The sequence below is a fragment of the Rhizobium sp. RU33A genome, assembly GCF_900156055.1.
GTDB lineage: Bacteria > Pseudomonadota > Alphaproteobacteria > Rhizobiales > Rhizobiaceae > Allorhizobium.
The window spans coordinates 33,546-51,735 of the sequence record NZ_FTMQ01000001.1 but is presented as its reverse complement, the minus strand read 5'-3'; the positions used below and the strand labels follow the sequence as shown (position 1 = coordinate 51,735).

The 18,190-nt window shown below is 60.8% G+C and carries 15 protein-coding genes; 7 read left to right on the top strand and 8 right to left on the bottom strand.

The features are described from left to right. Positions 1 to 43 precede the first annotated feature (43 nt). Genes BW978_RS00240 through BW978_RS00230 form a run of 3 tightly spaced genes read right to left on the bottom strand, consistent with a single transcriptional unit; the run spans position 44 to position 5,492 of the window. Positions 44 to 3,097 (bottom strand): efflux RND transporter permease subunit, encoded by a 3,054-nt coding sequence (locus BW978_RS00240; protein ID WP_076391167.1) that lies wholly within the window; start codon positions 3,095 to 3,097, stop codon positions 44 to 46. Then, entirely contained in the window at positions 3,094 to 4,179 is a 1,086-nt protein-coding gene (locus BW978_RS00235; protein ID WP_076391165.1) for an efflux RND transporter periplasmic adaptor subunit, read from the bottom strand. Before BW978_RS00235 ends, BW978_RS00240 begins: the two co-directional genes overlap by 4 nt. After that, positions 4,176 to 5,492 (bottom strand): efflux RND transporter periplasmic adaptor subunit, encoded by a 1,317-nt coding sequence (locus BW978_RS00230; protein ID WP_083697451.1) that lies wholly within the window; start codon positions 5,490 to 5,492, stop codon positions 4,176 to 4,178. Before BW978_RS00230 ends, BW978_RS00235 begins: the two co-directional genes overlap by 4 nt. On the opposite strand from BW978_RS00230, the gene BW978_RS00225 reads away from it, so the two are divergent. Continuing rightward, entirely contained in the window at positions 5,491 to 6,102 is a 612-nt protein-coding gene (locus BW978_RS00225) for a TetR/AcrR family transcriptional regulator (protein ID WP_175616829.1), read from the top strand. The genes BW978_RS00230 and BW978_RS00225 overlap by 2 nt on opposite strands. Positions 6,103 to 6,122: 20 nt before the next feature. Here BW978_RS00225 and BW978_RS00220 read toward each other — a convergent pair whose 3' ends face one another. The 5 genes from BW978_RS00220 to cyoA are packed head-to-tail and all read right to left on the bottom strand — an operon-like array spanning position 6,123 to position 11,087. After that, entirely contained in the window at positions 6,123 to 6,827 is a 705-nt protein-coding gene (locus tag BW978_RS00220; protein ID WP_083697450.1) for an SURF1 family protein, read from the bottom strand. 14 nt (positions 6,828 to 6,841) lie between these two features. Continuing rightward, on the bottom strand, positions 6,842 to 7,240 hold the full coding sequence (cyoD, locus tag BW978_RS00215) for a cytochrome o ubiquinol oxidase subunit IV (protein WP_076391159.1): 399 nt from the start codon (positions 7,238 to 7,240) through the stop codon (positions 6,842 to 6,844). Further along, positions 7,240 to 7,860: a cytochrome o ubiquinol oxidase subunit III gene (gene cyoC, locus BW978_RS00210; protein WP_076391157.1), complete on the bottom strand. Its 621-nt coding sequence runs from the start codon at positions 7,858 to 7,860 to the stop codon at positions 7,240 to 7,242. The genes cyoD and cyoC overlap by 1 nt, the downstream gene beginning before the upstream one ends. Positions 7,861 to 7,865: 5 nt before the next feature. After that, on the bottom strand, positions 7,866 to 9,869 hold the full coding sequence (gene cyoB, locus BW978_RS00205; RefSeq protein ID WP_076391155.1) for a cytochrome o ubiquinol oxidase subunit I: 2,004 nt from the start codon (positions 9,867 to 9,869) through the stop codon (positions 7,866 to 7,868). Positions 9,870 to 9,881: 12 nt separating this feature from the next. Further along, positions 9,882 to 11,087, bottom strand: a complete 1,206-nt coding sequence (gene cyoA, locus BW978_RS00200; RefSeq protein WP_076391153.1) for a ubiquinol oxidase subunit II — start codon at positions 11,085 to 11,087, stop codon at positions 9,882 to 9,884. Between the two features lie 237 nt (positions 11,088 to 11,324). Here cyoA and BW978_RS00195 point away from each other — a divergent pair, with 237 nt between their 5' ends. From BW978_RS00195 to BW978_RS00170, 6 genes are all read left to right on the top strand, one after another. Continuing rightward, a complete protein-coding gene (locus BW978_RS00195) occupies positions 11,325 to 12,659 on the top strand; it encodes an MFS transporter (RefSeq protein WP_076391151.1) in 1,335 nt (444 codons plus the stop codon). 194 nt (positions 12,660 to 12,853) lie between these two features. Next, positions 12,854 to 13,441, top strand: a complete 588-nt coding sequence (locus BW978_RS00190) for an ANTAR domain-containing response regulator (RefSeq protein ID WP_076391149.1) — start codon at positions 12,854 to 12,856, stop codon at positions 13,439 to 13,441. Positions 13,442 to 13,474: 33 nt separating this feature from the next. After that, entirely contained in the window at positions 13,475 to 14,749 is a 1,275-nt protein-coding gene (locus BW978_RS00185; RefSeq protein ID WP_139330344.1) for a CmpA/NrtA family ABC transporter substrate-binding protein, read from the top strand. A gap of 346 nt (positions 14,750 to 15,095) precedes the next feature. Then, positions 15,096 to 16,394 (top strand): CmpA/NrtA family ABC transporter substrate-binding protein, encoded by a 1,299-nt coding sequence (locus tag BW978_RS00180; protein ID WP_076391147.1) that lies wholly within the window; start codon positions 15,096 to 15,098, stop codon positions 16,392 to 16,394. Between the two features lie 88 nt (positions 16,395 to 16,482). Continuing rightward, complete coding sequence (gene ntrB / locus BW978_RS00175; protein WP_076391145.1) at positions 16,483 to 17,379, top strand: nitrate ABC transporter permease; 897 nt, start codon at positions 16,483 to 16,485, stop codon at positions 17,377 to 17,379. 13 nt (positions 17,380 to 17,392) lie between these two features. After that, positions 17,393 to 18,190 (top strand): ABC transporter ATP-binding protein, encoded by a 798-nt coding sequence (locus BW978_RS00170; RefSeq protein ID WP_076391143.1) that lies wholly within the window; start codon positions 17,393 to 17,395, stop codon positions 18,188 to 18,190.

Here is an 18,190-nt window from a genome sequence, read left to right as displayed (position 1 = left end):
GGCCGCAAGCTTTGTCGCGGCCGGTCGAAGTTTGCCCAGTCGGTCAGGCTGTGGCCGAGGGCTCCTTGATCCGGAACCAGATCAGATAGAGCGCCGGCAAGAAAAGCAGCGTCAGCACCGTACCGACGACTATGCCGCCCATCATCGCGAAAGCCATTGGCCCCCAGAAGATCTCAGAGGCGATGGGGATGAGCGCGAGACTGGCTGCGGCAGCCGTCAGCATGATTGGCCGCATGCGGTGCTCGGTGGCCTCGCGGACCGCGTCCCAGGCATGCCGGCCGTTGCGTTGCAGCGTATCGATCTCGACCACGAGGATGACCGAGTTTCGGATGAGGATGCCGATCAGGGCCAAGACGCCGAGAATGGCGACGAAGCCGAGAGGCGCCCCGCTGGGCAGGAGGGCTGCGACAACACCGATCAGTCCGAGCGGGGCTACAATCACCACCATGAACAGGCGCTGGAAGCTCTGCAGCTGGAACATGAGGATCGTCGTCATTGTCAGAAGCATCAGCGGCACGACGGCCGCAATCGGTGCCTGGCTTTTTCCGCTGCTTTCGACCGAGCCGCCGACCGCGACATGATAACCCGCAGAGAGATCAGCAGCATAGGTTTCGACCTTGCCCTTCAAGGCCGCATCAATGGTGGCCGGCTGCGTTGCATCGGTAATGGCAGCTTTCAGGGTGATCGTCGGACTGCGATCACGACGCCAGATCACGGGCTGCTCCATGCCGTAGGAGAAGGTGGCGATGGACGCGAGCGGTACGGACTGCCCGTCACCGCCGGGTAGCTGCAGATTGCGAAGTGTTTCGACGGACTGGCGTTCGTCGCCCGGGGCACGGCCAACAACGTTGACTAGATAGATACTGTCGCGCAGCTGGGTCATGGCGGAGCCGCCGGCCATGTTGTTGAGTGCCGTTGCGATATCGCTCGAACTCACGCCGAGAAGACGGGCCTTGTCCTGAAGCACATCGACCTTGACGGTGCGAGCCGGCTCCATCCAGTCGAAGACGATGCGACCGAGACGTGGCTCCGTGCCGATGACGGCTGCCAATCCGGTTGCGTATTCGCGCACCTTTTCCGGATCCGGGCCGCTGACGCGGTACTGGATCGGCCGACCGACCGGCGGTCCGAGCTCCATTTCCTTGACCAGAATGTCCGTGCCCGGATAGCCATCCGCAGCAACTGCCATCAACTTTTCCTTGAGAGCCTCACGGGCTTCGATGCTCTTGGTTACGATGACCATCTGGCCGAAATACGGGGCCGACGGCTGCACGTCGAATGAGAGAACGAAACGTTTGGCGCCCTGCCCGACATAGGACGTCCAGTGGTCGATACTGTCGTCATTGGCGAGGTAGGCGGCCTCGAATTCATCCATGTCGGCCTTGGTCTGGGCCAGCGTGGAGTTCTGGCGCCCGGTCCAGTCGACGATCAGTTCCGGGCGATCCGATGCCGGGAAGAACTGCTGCTGGACGAAGCCCATGCCATAGACGGAGAGGAGGAAGACGCCGAATGTGGCGGCGACCGTCATCTTCGGCCGATGCATGCAAGCCGCCAGAATGCGCGAGAACATCTGGGCGACCCTGCCCTTCTGCTCGTGATGCCGCTCCATCTTTGCCGGAAGGATCAGCACCCCGAGAACCGGCGCGAAGAGAACGGCGACAATCCAGGAAACGATCAGGGCAACGGCAATGACGACGAAGAGCGAGAAGGTGAACTCGCCAGCGGCGCTGTCGTTCAGACCGACGGGAATGAAACTCGCGACGGTGACCAAGGTGCCGGTCAGCATCGGAAATGCCGTCGAGGTCCAAACCGCGATCGCTGCCTTGGACAGGGGTTCGCCCTGTTCAAGCTTGGACACCATCATCTCGATGGCAATCATGGCATCGTCGACAAGAAGACCGAGGGCGATGATCAATGCACCCAGCGAAATGCGCTGGAGGGAAATGCCCAAATACTCCATGGCGACGAAGGTGATGGCGAGAACCAACGGGATCGACAGAGCGACCACGAGCCCGGCTCTGGCACCGAGACTTATGAAGCTGACGACGAGAACGATGGCGATTGCCTCGAAGAGGGCCTTGGTGAAACCGCCGACCGCCTCGTCGACGACAACGGCCTGATCGGCCACATGGTGAACGCCAATGCCGATGGGCAGGCTGGCGGTCACCTTTTCCATCTTCTCGGACAGGGCTTCGCCGAATTCGAGCAGGTTGGAGCCCGGCTTCATGCCGATCGCCAGACCGATCGCCGGCTCGCCATTGACCCGGAACAGCGCCTGCTGCGGGTCGACATAGCCGCGCGTGATGGTCGCGACATCGCTCAGTCGGAAGAAGCGGTCGTTGACGCGAAGGTTGACCTTTCTCAGGTCGTCTTCCGTGGAGAACTGACCTGAGACGCGCATGCTGATGCTCTCGGACGCGGTGCGCAGAGTGCCTGATGCGACGACGGCGTTCTGGTTCTGCAGTGTCTCGACGATCTGTTGCTGGGTGATGCCAAGCGCGGCCATACGCCGGGTGGAGAACTCCAGATAGATCACCTCGTCTTGAGCGCCGATGAGATCGACCTTCCCGACATCGGGAACGGCAAGGATTTCGGTTCTTGCCGCTTCCAGATAGTCCCGGAGCTGTCGCTGTGTCAGTCCGTCCGCCGTGAAGGCATAGATATTGCCATAGACATCCCCGAAGCTGTCGATGAAGAAGGGACCGACCACACCCTGAGGAAGGTTTGGAACGATGTCGTTGATCATGTTCCGGACCTTGACCCAGGTCGGGCTGACGTCCGCCGCCTTTGTATTCTCGAGAAGGTTGACGTAGATCGTCGCCTGTCCCGGGGCATTGATGCTCTTGGTGTAGTCGAGGGATTCGAGTTCCTGCAGTTTCTTCTCGATCCGATCGGTGACCTGACTGGTCATTTCATCGACCGATGCACCCGGCCACTGGGCCTGGATCAGCATCGTCTTGATCGTGAATTCGGGATCTTCTTCCCGTCCGAGATTGAAATAGGCCATGATCCCCGCGACCGTGGAGAGGATCATGAAGTACCAGACGAGCGACTTGTGCCGCAGTGCCCATTCGGAAAGATTGAATTTGCCGTTCATCGGGCGATCTCATCGGTGAAGGAAACGATCTGATTTTCGGTGAGGGAGTTCACGCCGGCGCTGACCACGCGCTCTCCGGCCTGCAATCCCGAAACAATGTCATGGCCGCCGCCATCGGCCTTTTTGGCTTCGACAGGCCGACGCGCCACCGCACCGCTGGCCGGGTCGATGACCCAGACAAATGCGGCGCCTGACTGATCGGCACCCATGGCCGTTTCAGGGAGCCAGATGGCGGTGGCGACGGCTGCGATTGGTCTCGCGAGAACGGTGCTGCCGAGGCGAAACGCCTTGTCCGGGGCAGACAGCGCAAGCTTGGTTCGCCGCGTCCGGGTTGCACCATCAGCCTCGGGCGCGACTTCTCGCACGCGACCTTGCGCCTTGATCTGCGGGTTCGACAGGAGGGTGACCTCGTATTCCGTATCGGGCAGTTGAAGCGCCTTCAGCGTGTCGGGGACATCGATGACAGCATCGAGTGCCTCCAGCCGGGCGATCGTCACGGCCGATTGACCGGCTGCAACGACCTGTCCGACTTCCGCGCTTACGGCCGAAACGACACCATCGGTTTGTGCGACGACAGTGGCATAGGATGTCTGCTCACGCGCTTTCGTCAGATCGGCTTCCATTTGCCGGACCGTCGCCTCGGCGGCTTCCGCTGTCTGCTCGGCTTCTTCCAGTCGCTCACGCGTGGTCGCCTGGGTTCTCAGAAGTGTCGCCTGACGGCTGGCATTGACCTGCGCCAGATCGAGTTTGGCATTTGCGGATGCAAGATCTGCTTCGGCCTGGCGGACGGCGAGCTGAAGGCTCGTCGTGTCGAGCGTCATCAGAACCTCGCCGGCACGAACGACATCGCCGACATCGACCATGCGCGCGGTGACCCGACCGAGCAGACGAAAGCCGATGTCGACATTCAACTTGGCCTCGACGGTCCCGGTGAAGGTCGATCCAGGCTCACTCGCGCGCGGCCCGGCGATGACCGAAAGAGCCGGACGCACCTGCGGCGCGGCCTGTTCTTCGACCTCGCTGCAGGCACTCAGCGCAACGACCGCAAGGCACAGAAATGCGATTGCTTTCACCTGCTTCATTGCGCGTCTCCCTGAACCGTACGAACCTTTTGTGTCGGGTAGAGAAACTGCGTTCCCTCGACGACGAACTGATCACCGGGTTCAAGCCCGTTGGCGACGATGATCCGGTCGGCGTCGTAGCGCAGCACCTCGATTTGACGGGTCTCGACTGTCTCCGTGGACGGATCGACGACGAAGACTGCGGGCTTTCCGTTGGCACTCGTCAAAGACTGGGACGGAATGGATATCCGCCCCACTTCGGAGAGCTTCGCATAGGCCACAATTGCTGAACCCAGCGTGATCTCCGGTGGCGGATCGGTGATCGACAGCTTCAGGCGCACGGTGCCGAGCTTGCGATCCACCGAGGGGCTGATCTCCTGAATTTTGGCAACTGCGCGAATATCCGGCCGATCAACAAGAGCAACTTCCACCGATTCGGGCTGGTCATCCCTGGTCAAGGCGCTTTCATCCACGTTGAAGACCGCATCAAGTTCACCATCATGGGCGAGCTCGAAGGCGGCCGATGATGGCTGCACGACTTCTCCCGGCTCGATGCTCACAGCAGTGATGAGGCCATCAGCATCGGCTTTCAGCTCGGTCTGAGCGAGGCTTTCCTGCACGCTGGCGAGATTCGCTTGTGCTGCATCGAGATCATTGACTGCCGAATCATATTGCTGGATCGCCTCGTCCAACTGCTGCTGTGGCAAAGCCCCCGTCTGTGTCAGGGTGCGGCGGCGGTTGAGATAGGATTCGGCGGTGCGCAAGGTGGCTTGGCGGGCGCGGATGGCCGCTTCTGCCGCCGCCAGATCCGCCTTCTGTTCCGTCGGATCGATCCGAGCAAGCACCTGACCGACTTTCACCCGGTCGCCGACCTCGACATCACGGGCAATGACGCGGCCGCTGACCTTGAAGGACAGGACGCTTTCGACCCTCGGCTTCACCTCCCCGGTACCGGAGACCGTGACGGCATCGGACACGGTGGCTGCGGTTGCGACCCTGACCGTCGGCACATAGCCGGTCTTTTCCGACGCATCTTCGCTGCAGGAGGCGAGAAGGAGGGGCAGAACTGCCGCCAGCAGCCATGGGGATTTTCTTGACGTCGGGGGCAACCGACCCATCTGGCGCGTTACCAACGGGGTGGGCATCGCAGGCTCCTGAAAACGAGGGAGGATTTTATTCATCGTCTGTTGAATATATGCCGGAATGCGGCTAGGCTTGTCAAGCGAACGAATTGAGGGTGGTGTGAAACAGGTTAAGAACGTGCCAGAGCGGAAACGGGGTCGGCCTCGCCGGGGCGCAGAACAGAATGCCGAAGGCCTTCTGGAGGCTGCCATGGAGACCTTTGCGGCAAATGGTTTCGAGCAGACATCACTGCGCGCGATCGCAGCGACCGCAGGTATCGATGTTGCACTGATATCCTACCGCTACGGATCAAAAATGGGCCTTTGGCAAGCGATCGTGACCGAAGTGGCGCGCGAAACCGTGGAATTGCTCGAGGCAGCGATTGCCCGGGCCCAAGACCGCCCACAAGCAGAGCGTGTCGATTTCATCAGTTCCGAAGTCGTGGACGTTATCTGGCGGCGACCGCATTTCTCAAGGATTCTGTTTTCCGAGATCATCCAGAGCCGAGACGAAGAACGAAAGGATTTCATAGAGGAGGCCTTGGCGAAGCCATTTCTCGAAGTCCTCTATCCTTTCGTGCAGTCAAACCTTGAGGCGGCAGGGCAGCAGCGGCCCTTCGACACCAAACTCGGAATGATGGCGTCGATCGCGCTTGCGGGGCTCTTGAGTTCCACGCGCGAGTTCACCGGCCGCTTCGTGGAGGTGGCAAGACAGGACGAGATGTTGCAGCACCAGGTGAAGCAGATCATTAAGAGCATGTGGACCGGCCCCGCTGACAACGCGGTGCCCACCCCTCTTGCAGCTGGATCGAAGAGATCCTGACCAATCCGTCGGCAGCGCTATCAGCGGTGTGATTCGCCAGGCTTCGTCGCGCGGTAAAGCAGATAGGCAAAGACGGCAGCCAGACCGAACCATGTCATGGCATAGCCGAAATGCTTGTTCGGGAAGGAGACGACGGTCAGCCCGCCAATCGGGAATGCGTCGCCGCTTGCGTCAGAATCGATGAAATAGGGCGCTACCTCCCCTAGCCCGAGCGTACCGGCCATCGCAAAGGTGTCGCGCGAGAACCAGCGGCCATTGGCGGGATCATTGTCCCGCAAAAACGCGCCGCCGGGCTGGGTGAGCCGCAAAAGCCCCGTGACCTCGGGCTCGCCAGCAGGTCGCGGACGATCTGCCGGCGACGCACGATCATCAGGTACGAAGCCTCTGTTGACGAAGAGCCGCCATCCTTCGAGCGTTTCGAAAGGCGACATGACCCAGAAGCCGGACCCGCGGGCCGTAACGGCCTTGACGAGAATATCGTCGCCCGGAAGATAGCGGCCTTGTACCTCGACGCGGCGATATTCCGCGGTGTCGAAGGAGACGGCAGCCCAGTCATCAGGACCGGGAGCAGAGACCGGCGGGGCAAGAAGCCCCGCTTCGACCCGTTCTATGAGTGCCGTTTTCCACTGCAGACGCTGAAGCTGCCAGACGCCCAGCCCGAGAAGCAGGGTGATGGCGAGCGTGCCGAGCCCGATGATCCACCATGGTCGGCCCGCTCGCATCATGTCGCCTCGCTGTTTCAGGAGCCGAAGCCCTGGAAGCTCTCGTGATCCATTGAGGGCATCATATTGTTGTTGAGGTTGTACATGACCCAGACGGAGCCAGCGATCATGATCACCACCACGATGACGGTGAAGATCATCGACAGCATTGTCCAGCCTTCGTCCGAACGGGTGTTCATGTGGAGGAAGTAGACCATGTGGACGAGGACCTGGACGACCGCGAAGGCGATCACCGTCACTGCAGTGAGGACCCGGCTTTCGAAGCCGCCGCTCATGACGATGGCAAATGGAATGATCGTCAGGATCGCGGCCAGTACGAAGCCGGTCAGGTATGACCGGTAGCTGCCATGATCATGGCCGGTGCTGTCATGCCCATGGTCATTGTGGCCATGGGGCTGGATGGAAGGTTTGGACATCAGATCATCCCCAGGAGGTAAACGAAGGTGAAGACCCCGATCCAGATGACATCGAGGAAGTGCCAGAACATGCTCAAGCATTCCATGCGTCGGGTGTTGGCAGGGATCAGGCCTTTCTGATTGACCTGGACCATCAGCGTGACGAGCCAAATGCAGCCGAACAGCACGTGCAGGCCGTGGGTGCCGACCAGCGCGAAGAAGGCGGACAGGAAAGCCGAGCGCTGCGGACCAGCGCCGAGCTCGATCAGGTGATGAAACTCGTAGATTTCGAGCGCCAGGAAGGCGAGGCCGAGCAGGAGAGTGATGGCAAGCCAGATCTGCATGCGGGCCTGCCTGCCTTCATACATGGCAAGCATGGCGAAGCCGAAAGTGATCGAGGAGACCAGCAGAAAGCCGGTGTTGATCGCGATCAGGTTCAGCTCGAAGAGCGCCTTGGGGCCGGGACCGGCCGCATAGCTCTGGCCGACCACGGCGAAGACCGCGAAGAGGACTGCAAACATCAGGCAGTCGCTCATCAGGTAGATCCAGAAGCCGAGCCGCGTGGACGCGCCTTCCGGATGATGATGCGGCTCGGTTTCCCAATAGACGGCAGGCGTATCGGTTTGGGTGACGGTGCTCACGATTGTTACGCTCCTACGCTTGCCAGTTCGCGCTCACGCGCCTTTTCGACACGCTCGACCTCGTCGACGGGGACGTAATAGTCCCGGTCGTAGTTGAAGGTATGGGCGATCGACACAGCGATGATCGCGAGGAAGGACACGGCCGCCAGCCACCAGATGTACCAGACCAGCGCGAAGCCGCAGAGCGTGGCAAGCGCGGAGATCATGACGCCTGTGCCGGTGTAACGCGGCATGTGGATCGGCAGATAGGGTGCCTTGGGGCGTGTCTGGCCAACCTGCTTCATGTCATGCCAGGCGTCGAGATCGTGGACGACAGGCGTGAAGGCGAAGTTATAGGCCGGCGGCGGGGAGGACGTCGCCCATTCGAGCGTGCGACCATCCCATGGGTCACCGGTGACGTCCATGTTGTCCTTCCGGTTCCAGATCGAGACAGCGATTTGGATGAAGAAGGCGGCGATACCGATGGCAATCAGGAACGCACCTAGGGCAGCCAGAATGAACCAGATCCTGAGATCCGGATCATCGAAGACGCGCATGCGGCGGGTGACTCCCATCAGGCCCAGCACATAGAGCGGCATGAAGGCGAGCCAGAAGCCGCTGACCCAGCTCCAGAAGGAGACCTTGCCCCAGAAGACGTTGAGCTGGAAGCCGAAGGCCTTGGGCCACCAGTAGGCGATTGCCGCAAAGCAGCCGAACAACACACCGCCGATGATGACGTTGTGGAAGTGCGCCACCAGGAAGAGCGAGTTGTGCAGGACGAAGTCCGCCGGCGGGACGGCAAGGAGAACGCCGGTCATGCCGCCGATGGTGAAGGTCAGCATGAAGGCGACCGTCCACATCATCGGCAGGTCGAAGCGCACCCTACCCTTATACATGGTGAAGAGCCAGTTGAAGATCTTGGCCCCCGTGGGCACCGAGATGATCATCGTGGTGATGCCGAAGAAGGCGTTCACCGAGGCGCCCGAGCCCATGGTGAAGAAGTGGTGCAGCCAGACGACATAGCTCAGGATCGTGATGCAGACGGTGGCATAGACCATCGAGCTGTAACCGAAGAGCCGCTTGCCGGAGAAGGTCGAGGTGATCTCCGAGAAAACGCCGAAGAGCGGCAGGATGAGGATGTAGACTTCCGGGTGACCCCAGATCCAGATGAGGTTGATATACATCATCGGATTGCCGCCGAGATCATTCGTGAAGAAGTTCGTTCCCACGTAGCGATCGAGCGTCAGGAGGATCAGCGTCATCGTCAGCACCGGGAAGGAGGCGACGATGAGGATGTTGGTGCAGAGTGCCGTCCAGGTGAAGACCGGCATGCGCATCAGGGTCATGCCCGGGGCACGCATCTTGACGATGGTGACGAGCAGGTTGATGCCGGATAGCGTCGTTCCGACGCCGGCGATCTGCAAGCCCCAGATATAGTAGTCGACCCCGACCCACGGACTGTAGCCGATGCCCGACAGCGGCGGGAAGGCAAGCCAGCCGGTCTGCGCGAACTCACCGACGAAGAGCGAGGCCATCACAAGCACGGCACCGCCGACGGTCATCCAGAAGGAGAAGTTGTTGAGGAAGGGGAACGAGACGTCTCGCGCGCCGATCTGCAGCGGCACGACATAGTTCATCAGTCCCGTGACGAAAGGCATCGCCACGAAGAAGATCATGATCACGCCGTGGGCGGTGAAGATCTGATCGTAGTGATGGGCGTTGAGATAGCCCTCGGAGCCGTTGAAGGCGAGCACCTGCTGCAGGCGCATCATGATGGCGTCGGCGAAGCCTCGCACCAGCATGACCAAGGCCAGGATTATATACATGATGCCGATCTTCTTGTGATCGACAGAGGTCAGCCATTCCCGCCAGAGGTAACCCCAAAGGCGGTAATAGGTCAGCGCGCCCACCGTTGCAGCGCCCCCGACCGCAACTACAACGAAGGTTGCAAGCACGATCGGGTCCGTCGGGATCGCACTCCAGTTGAGGCGACCGAGAAGAAGCGTGGTGGAATGGTCTATGGTAGCCATGCCAAATTCCTGTCAGAGTTGCGGCGCATTGCCGGATGCCTGCCGGACGAGCGTGAGGAAACGTTCGGCCTCACCGCCGAAAGGCGATACCGGCTGCGGCATGTTGTGTCCCATCAGGGGACCCGAAACGACGGGCTGGTCGTTGTAGGAAGCAGGCTTTGCGGCCAGCATCTGCTCCAGTTCTTCCGCCGAGCAGAAGCCCAGAACCTTGAAGGGTTCCCAGCCGAAGACCGGCTCGCGCGTGCCGCGACGTTCATGCTTGTCGTAGATCAGGGCGCTCATATTGACCGTTCCGGCGAGACCCGTTCCGCCCTGGGCGTCGAGCGCCATCATTTCGGCCATGCAGATCTTGCCGTCTTCGACACACATGTTGACCACCCGCGGAAAGAGCTGCGGATCGATGCTGGCGAATGTGATCGGGGTGACGTTCTCGGTGGGACGTTCGAGCTCGAGATACTTCGCCCGGTCCAGCTTGTCGCTGCCCGCACGCGCTTCCTCGACCCAGGCCTCGAAGGCGGCCGCGTCGGTTGCGGTTGCCTTGAAGCGCATGCCGGAGAAGCCAGCACCCGAATAATGCGATGCCAGACCCTGGAAGGTGCCTTCCTCGTTGAAGACACCGTGCAGCGTCGTCTGCATGCCAGGCATTGCGTAGATCATGCCGGCCATGTGCGGGATGTAAAAGGCGTTCATCACCGAAGAGGAGGTCAGCGAGAACCGGATCGGCCGATCGGTGGGAACCGGAAGCTCATTGACAGCCGCGACGCCGTATTGCGGGTAGATGAAGAGCCATTTCCAGTCGAGTGCCACGACCTGAACCTCGAGCGGCTCCTGCTGCGGATCGAGCGGCTGCTCTTCGGACACGCGCGCCAGGGGCCTGTAGGGGTCGAGAAGATGGGTGCCGACCCAGGTTAGCGCACCGAGGCAGATGATGATCATCAGGGGGATCGCCCAGATGATCAGCTCGAGCTTGGTCGAGTGGGACCAGTTCGGCCTGTAGATGGCTTGACTGTTGGATGCACGGTAGTGCCAGGCGAACCAGCAGGTGAGCGCCATCACCGGAATGATGATGATCAGCATCAGAAGCGTGGAGATGACGAGAAGGTCACGCTGCTGGGCGGCGACGTCGCCGGTGGGAGCAAGGACTTCGGCCTTGCAGGCGGACAGGAAAAGGACCGCCACCACGGCGGCCAATATTTTCGGGAGGCGAAGCTCTTGCATCTCTTACCCTGATACGCTGACGGGTCACAGAGCAGGGGTCCCCCCGAACACCACTCGACGACCATTGACATTCGCCAAGGTAGTTAGTTGGGTTTTGCGGTGCAGCACATACGACAATTTGTCACCTGTCAATTTGGCCGCACCTGCGGCATTTCATTTCAGCATGTTAGACTAAGGCGAAGGCTGTATCCTCCGATGTGCGCCCGCCCAGTACAATCGAGAAAGTGATCCCGCGACATGGCGAGCATGACCGGTTCTGCACCCCCGGCCGCACAGAACGGCCGCACAACTTCAGAAGATGACCATCACGTTTCCCCGTCCGATATCGCTGTCGGCGTCATCATCGGGCGCACGTCGGAGTTCTTCGACTTCTTCGTGTTCGCGATCGCGTCCGTCATCGTCTTTCCGGCGCGCATCTTTCCGTTCCTCGATCCGCTGACCGGGACGCTCTGGTCCTTCGTGCTGGTGGCGCTCGCCTTCGTGGCACGACCGCTCGGCACCGTGATCTTCACAGCCCTCGACCGCAGGCATGGCCGCGTGACCAAGCTGACGGTGGCGCTTTTCCTGCTGGGAACTTCCACCGTCGCCATGGGTCTGGTGCCTTCCTATGAAACTGCCGGATGGTGGGCAATCGCCATGCTGGCGCTCTTGCGCATCGGCCAGGGTCTGGCGCTGGGCGGCACCTGGGATGGCCTGGCGCCGCTACTGGCCATCACCGCGTCGAAGGACAAGCGTGGCTTCTACGCCATGATCCCGCAGCTCGGCGCTGTGGTCGGGCTTGCGGTCGCGGCCGTGCTGTTCGCCTATCTCGTCATGACGCTGTCGGCCGCCGACTTCCTCGATTGGGGCTGGCGCTATCCGTTCTTCGTCGCCTTCGCGATCAATGTCGTGGCACTCTTTGCGCGTCTGCGCATCGTCGACACGCCCGAGTTCAAGGAACTCTTCGAAACGAACGAATTGACCCCGACCGGGTTGCGCTCCACCCTGTCGCAAGACGGACGCACGGTTCTGCTCGGCGTGTTCGTGCCGCTCGCGACCTTTGCCATGTTCCACATGGTCACGGTTTTCCCGCTTTCGTGGATCTTCCTCTACACGGACGAAGCGCCGGGCACCTTCCTCCTGATCGAAGCAGCCGGTGCTGCCGTCGGTATCCTTGCGATGTTGTTCTCCGGCTGGCTTTCGGACCGTATCGGCCGCGACAGGATCCTCGTCTGGGGGGCCTGGGCCATCGGTGCCTTCGCGCTGACGGCGCCTCTGCTGCTGAACGGCGGGCAGGCCGGTGTCGTCGCCTACATGATGGTTGGTTTCGTCATTCTCGGCTTCAATTTCGCCCAGTCCTCCGGAACCATCGCCTCGCTGTTCGACCGTCGAAACCGCTACACGGCCTCGGCCATGGTTTCGGCACTCTCCTGGATGTTCGGAGCAGGATTTGCACCGCTCGCGGCACTGTTGCTATCCACCTGGTTCGGTCTGTTCGCAGCCGGTCTCTACCTTCTGTCGGGGGCCGTCTGCACGCTGATCGCGCTTGCGCTGGCAAGGCAGATATCGCTGCAGCCCAAGGGCCAGGACTGAGCATCAACGAATACCGACGAAGCCCGCGCTTTTCCGACAGCCCCCGGAGTGGACCACTCCGGGGGCTTCGTTTTTTTTCGTCTCGCTGTTCAGCCCTGCGCGCCAATCTGCTCAATAATTAGTTGCCATTGTCGCAAGCTCAAAATTTAGGCCGCAAGCTTGCCAACTTTGCTGCATTGCGTCATCAATCGCACATGAACCATCTCGACCTCACCATCCTTGTGATCGATGAGAACGCTGTTCGCGCAGCGATCATCGAGGACGGTTTACGCGAGGCAGGTCACCGGCACGTCACCGTTGCTCTCGGGGTGCAGGGAATTGCAAAGACGGTAGAGACCCTGGCGCCTGACGTCATCATCATCGACATCGAGAACCCGAACCGTGACATGATGGAGCACCTCTTCCAGCTCACCCGCTCGGTCAGCAGGCCGATCGCCATGTTCGTGGATCGCTCAGATAGCGCCTCCATCGAGGCAGCCGTGGATGCAGGCGTCTCGGCCTATATCGTTGACGGGTTGCGGAAGGAGCGGGTGAAGCCGATCCTTGATATGGCGGTCAGCCGCTTCAACGCGTTCAGCCGTCTGCAACGCGAACTGGCCGAAGCGAAGAACGCGCTTGAGGAGCGCAAGGTCATCGAGCGCGCCAAGGGCATCCTAATGAAGATGCGTGGCATGAGCGAGGAGGAAGCCTTCGCGCTGATGCGTCAAACCGCCATGAACGAGAAAAAGAAACTGGTGGACATCGCCCAGAGCGTGGTGACCGCTGCGGGATTGCTGCTGTGATGACCGGCGCGCGGGGACAGTGAAGTGAGCGATATGATGAGCAGTCAGCGAGACATCGATCCAGGCGCTCCGGCGGTTCACCATTCCGGTCGGGAGCAGCGTATCCTGCGTGCCGGCTTCATTCCGCTCATGGATGCCTCGATCCTGATCGCGGCTGCGGAAATGGGATTTGCCGCCAAGGAAGGACTGACACTCGACCTCGTACGCGATGTGTCCTGGGCGAATGTCAGGGATCGCCTCGCTTTCCGGCAGTTCGACATCGCACATATGCTGTCGCCCATGCCGGTCGCCTCAATGCTGGAGCTCGGCTCCAACCCCTCCCCGACGATTACCCCATTTTCTCTCGGCCGTGGCGGCAATGCGATCACGCTGTCGCTGCGCCTCTTCGAACGGATGAAGGTTCGCGCCGATCTGGCAGAGGATGCGAGCGCGCTGCAACTGGCAAGAGCGCTGGCGAGCGTATTGCATGACATGCGGCAGAACGGCGAGCAGCCCCCTACCCTCGGCATGACCTATCCGTTCTCGTCGCACAATTACGAGTTCCGCTACTGGCTGGCCGCTGGTGGTGTCGATCCGGATCGTGACGTGAAGCTCGTTGTCGTGCCGCCACCCCTCACCTCCGATGCGCTGGCGGCCGGGGCGATCGACGGCTTCTGTGTCGGCGCGCCCTGGAACATGGTTGCATCCGAACGGGGTGTCGGTCGGATCGTCGCGGCCAAGCAGGATATCTGGCCTTCGGCGCCCGAGAAGGTGATCGGCATGCGGCCGGATTGGGCCGAAGCCAATGCCGACACGGTGGGTCGACTGATCGTGGCTCTCGACAAGGCCGCCCGATGGTGCGACCAGCCGGAGAACCATGATCATCTCTCAGAGATGCTGGCATCTCCCCGCTACATTACCGCATCACGGGACATCATTCGCCGCGTCCTAGCCGGAGAGTTCAGCCTGGATGCCCAAGGCAATCGTCGATTGATCCGTGACTACTTCGTGTTTCACCGACAGGCGGCAAACTATCCGCAGGTCAATCAGGCGCTCTGGATCTATAGCCAGATGATCCGCTGGGGGCAGGTCGAGCACAGCGCCGACAATCTCGAGCGGGCGAAGAGCGCCTATCGCGCCGACCTCTATCGCGCAGCACTCGGGCCGGCAGCACAAATACCGGACGATGCATCGCCGCTGCCCGGCAGCTCCGAGGATGACCGTTTCATGGATGGACGGATTTTCGATCCCGGCCAAATGACCGACTATGTCACCAATTTCGAGGTCCGTTCCGGGGCCAAGCGGGCGCCAATCGCTGCGGATGACTGATCGACTGCCCGAAAAGGCGTCCTCATTTGCTAGGCGAGACTGTGCAGTTGCACAAATTTTGAACCCCGGCCATGTTCCTATTCGTCCCGACATGATTTCTGCTTCTTAGCCCTTTCCAATTTCATTTCAGATAGTTGACCCCCTGCAGTAAAATTTGGCACGGGCATTGCATCAGTAAAAAACATCCGGTCAACGGCGACCGGACGAAAGAGCGCCTGAAGCGCGCTCACCAGAGACACCGACGTCGCTTGGTTTGCACACGGGATCCTTCGATCCCGCGGATGCAGTCACCGAGCGGCGTTTTTTTGTTTTTCCGGATCTCCGTCACATCAGAGGGGCACAGACAATGACGAAGACTACAGGAATGAGCACCACCCGCCGCCAGCTTCTGAAGCTCACATCCGCAGCTGCTGTCGTCAGCGCCGCGAAGCTGGCCTTTCCGTTTGGTGCCTTTGCGGCTGGCGCAGGACCGGAGGTGAAGGGGGCGAAGCTCGGCTTCATCGCGCTCACCGACGCCGCACCATTGATCATCGCCAAGGAAAAAGGCCTGTTCGACAAATTCGGCCTGCCGGAAATGGAAATCTTGAAACAGGCATCCTGGGGCGCGACGCGCGACAATCTGGTGCTCGGCGGAGGCTCGAACGGCATCGACGGCGCCCATATCCTGACCCCAATGCCGTACCTGATCTCGGCCGGCAAGGTGACGCAGAATAGTGTGCCCGTGCCGATGTCGATCCTCGCGCGCCTCAACCTCGACAGCCAGGGCATTTCGGTCGCCAAGGAATATGCCGAGACCGGCGTCGGCCTCGACGCATCCAAGCTGCGGGATGTCTTTGCCGCCAAGAAAGCGGCCGGCGGCGAGGTCAAGGTGGCCATGACATTCCCGGGCGGCACACACGATCTCTGGATTCGCTACTGGCTGGCCGCCGGCGGCATCGATCCGGACAAGGACGTATCAACGATCGTCGTTCCGCCACCGCAGATGGTCGCCAATATGAAGGTCGGCAATATGGATGCCTTCTGTGTGGGCGAGCCCTGGAACGAGCAGCTGGTCAACCAGGATATCGGCTTCTCCGCCTGTACGACCGGCGAACTCTGGAAGGGGCATCCGGAAAAGGCGCTCGGCCTCCGGTCCGACTGGGTGGAACAGAACCCCATTGCCGCGAAGGCACTTCTCATGGCCGTCATGGAAGCCCAGATGTGGGCCGACAGCATGGATAACAAGGACGAGATGTCCGACATCCTCGGCAAGCGGCAATGGTTCAACGTTCCACCGAAGGACGTTGCGGGTCGCCTGAGAGGCACGATCAACTACGGCAACGGCCGCGTCGTTGAAAACTCCGGGCTTGAGATGAAGTTCTGGAAGGACAACGCCTCCTATCCGTTCAAGAGCCACGATGCCTGGTTCCTCACCGAGAACGTCCGCTGGGGCAAGTTCGCGCCCGACACCGACATCAAGGCACTCGTCGACAAGGTGAACCGCGAGGACATCTGGCGCGAGGCCGCCAAGGAACTTGGGGTCGCGGCTGCCGACATTCCATCCTCTGCCTCGCGGGGCCCGGAAACCTTCTTCGACGGCAAGGTCTTCGATCCTGACAATCCGCAGGCTTATCTCGACAGTCTCGCCATCAAGGCGAGCGCCTAACGAGAGCTATTTCTGAATGCCCTGCGGTAGCCGCAGGGCATTCGGAGGCACGAACACCTCCCATTCGACACGCGCAGAGGAAAAACCCATGACCGCAACCGCCCGAAAAGCAGAGACGGAGGCGATCGCCGTCTCCCCGGACCGGACCGGAACCGTCATTCACCTGGCCAAGCGCGGTGCGCCGAAAATCGATCTGAAGCGGGCCGGCGCCGATGTCTTGCGCAATGTACTGCCACCGCTCGTGGTCACGCTGGTGCTTCTCGCCATCTGGCAGATCGCCTGTTCGCAGCCCGGCGCGACATTGCCGTCGCCTTCCCAAGTCTGGTCCGACAGTTACGATCTGATCGCCTATCCGTTCTTCGAATACGGCTCGCAGGATATCGGGCTCGCCTGGCGGGTCCTGACATCGTTGGAACGTGTCGCCATAGGCTTTGGCTTTGCCGCCATCGTCGGCGTCTTCCTCGGTGCCGTCGTCGGCCAGTCCATCTGGGCAATGCGTGGTCTTGATCCAATCTTCCAGATCCTGCGGACGGTACCACCGCTCGCCTGGTTGCCGCTCTCGCTTGCGGCCTTTCAGGATAGCAATCCCTCCGCGATTTTCGTCATCTTCATCACCTCGATCTGGCCAGTCATCATCAACACTGCCGTCGGCGTGCGCAACATTCCCGAGGACTATCGCAACATCGCACGCGTCTTGCGGCTCAATCCGCTGGAATTCTTCGTGCGGATCATGGTGCCGGCTGCAGCGCCATACATCTTCACCGGTCTGCGGATCGGCGTCGGTCTCTCCTGGCTGGCGATCGTTGCGGCCGAAATGCTCACCGGCGGCGTCGGTATCGGCTTCTTCATCTGGGATGCGTGGAATTCCTCGCGCCTCTCCGACATCATCGTGGCGCTCGTCTATATCGGTGTTACCGGCTTTGTCCTCGACAAGCTCGTCGCCCTGCTCGGCAGCGTCGTCACCCGTGGCACCACCAAGAACTGAGGGGGACGCCATCATGTCCAGCTATCTCAAGATCGACCATATCGACAAAAGCTTCGAGCGCGGCGGAGTCCGCACCGAGGTTCTCCAAGACATCACGCTCACCATCGACAAGGGCGAGTTCGTCTCGATCATCGGCCATTCCGGCTGCGGAAAGTCGACGCTGCTCAACCTCATTGCCGGGCTCACGCGGGTGAGCGCAGGTGCAGTTCTCCTTGAAAACCTGGAGGTCAACGCGCCGGGGCCAGACCGTGCCGTGGTCTTCCAGAACCATTCACTGCTGCCTTGGCTCACCGTTTACGAGAACGTCAATCTGGCTGTTTCCAAGGTGTTCTCCGGACGCAAGACGAGGGCCGAAAAACATGACTGGGTCATGCACAATCTCGATCTGGTGCAGATGGCACATGCCAAGGACAAGCGGCCGGCCGAAATCTCCGGGGGCATGAAACAGCGTGTCGGCATTGCCCGCGCTCTGTCGATGGAGCCCAAGGTGCTGCTGCTCGACGAGCCCTTCGGTGCGCTCGATGCCCTGACGCGCGCGCATCTGCAGGATGCGGTCATGGAGATCCATGGCCGGCTCGGCAATACGATGATCATGATCACGCATGATGTCGATGAGGCGGTGCTGTTGTCCGACCGGATCGTGATGATGACAAACGGACCGGCCGCGCGCATCGGTGAGATCCTGGACGTGCCGATTGCACGCCCCCGCAACCGGATCGAGCTCGCTTCCGACCGGACCTATCTCAAGTGCCGCGAGGCCGTGTTGAAATTCCTCTACGAGCGCCATCGCTTCGTGGAAGCTGCGGAGTGA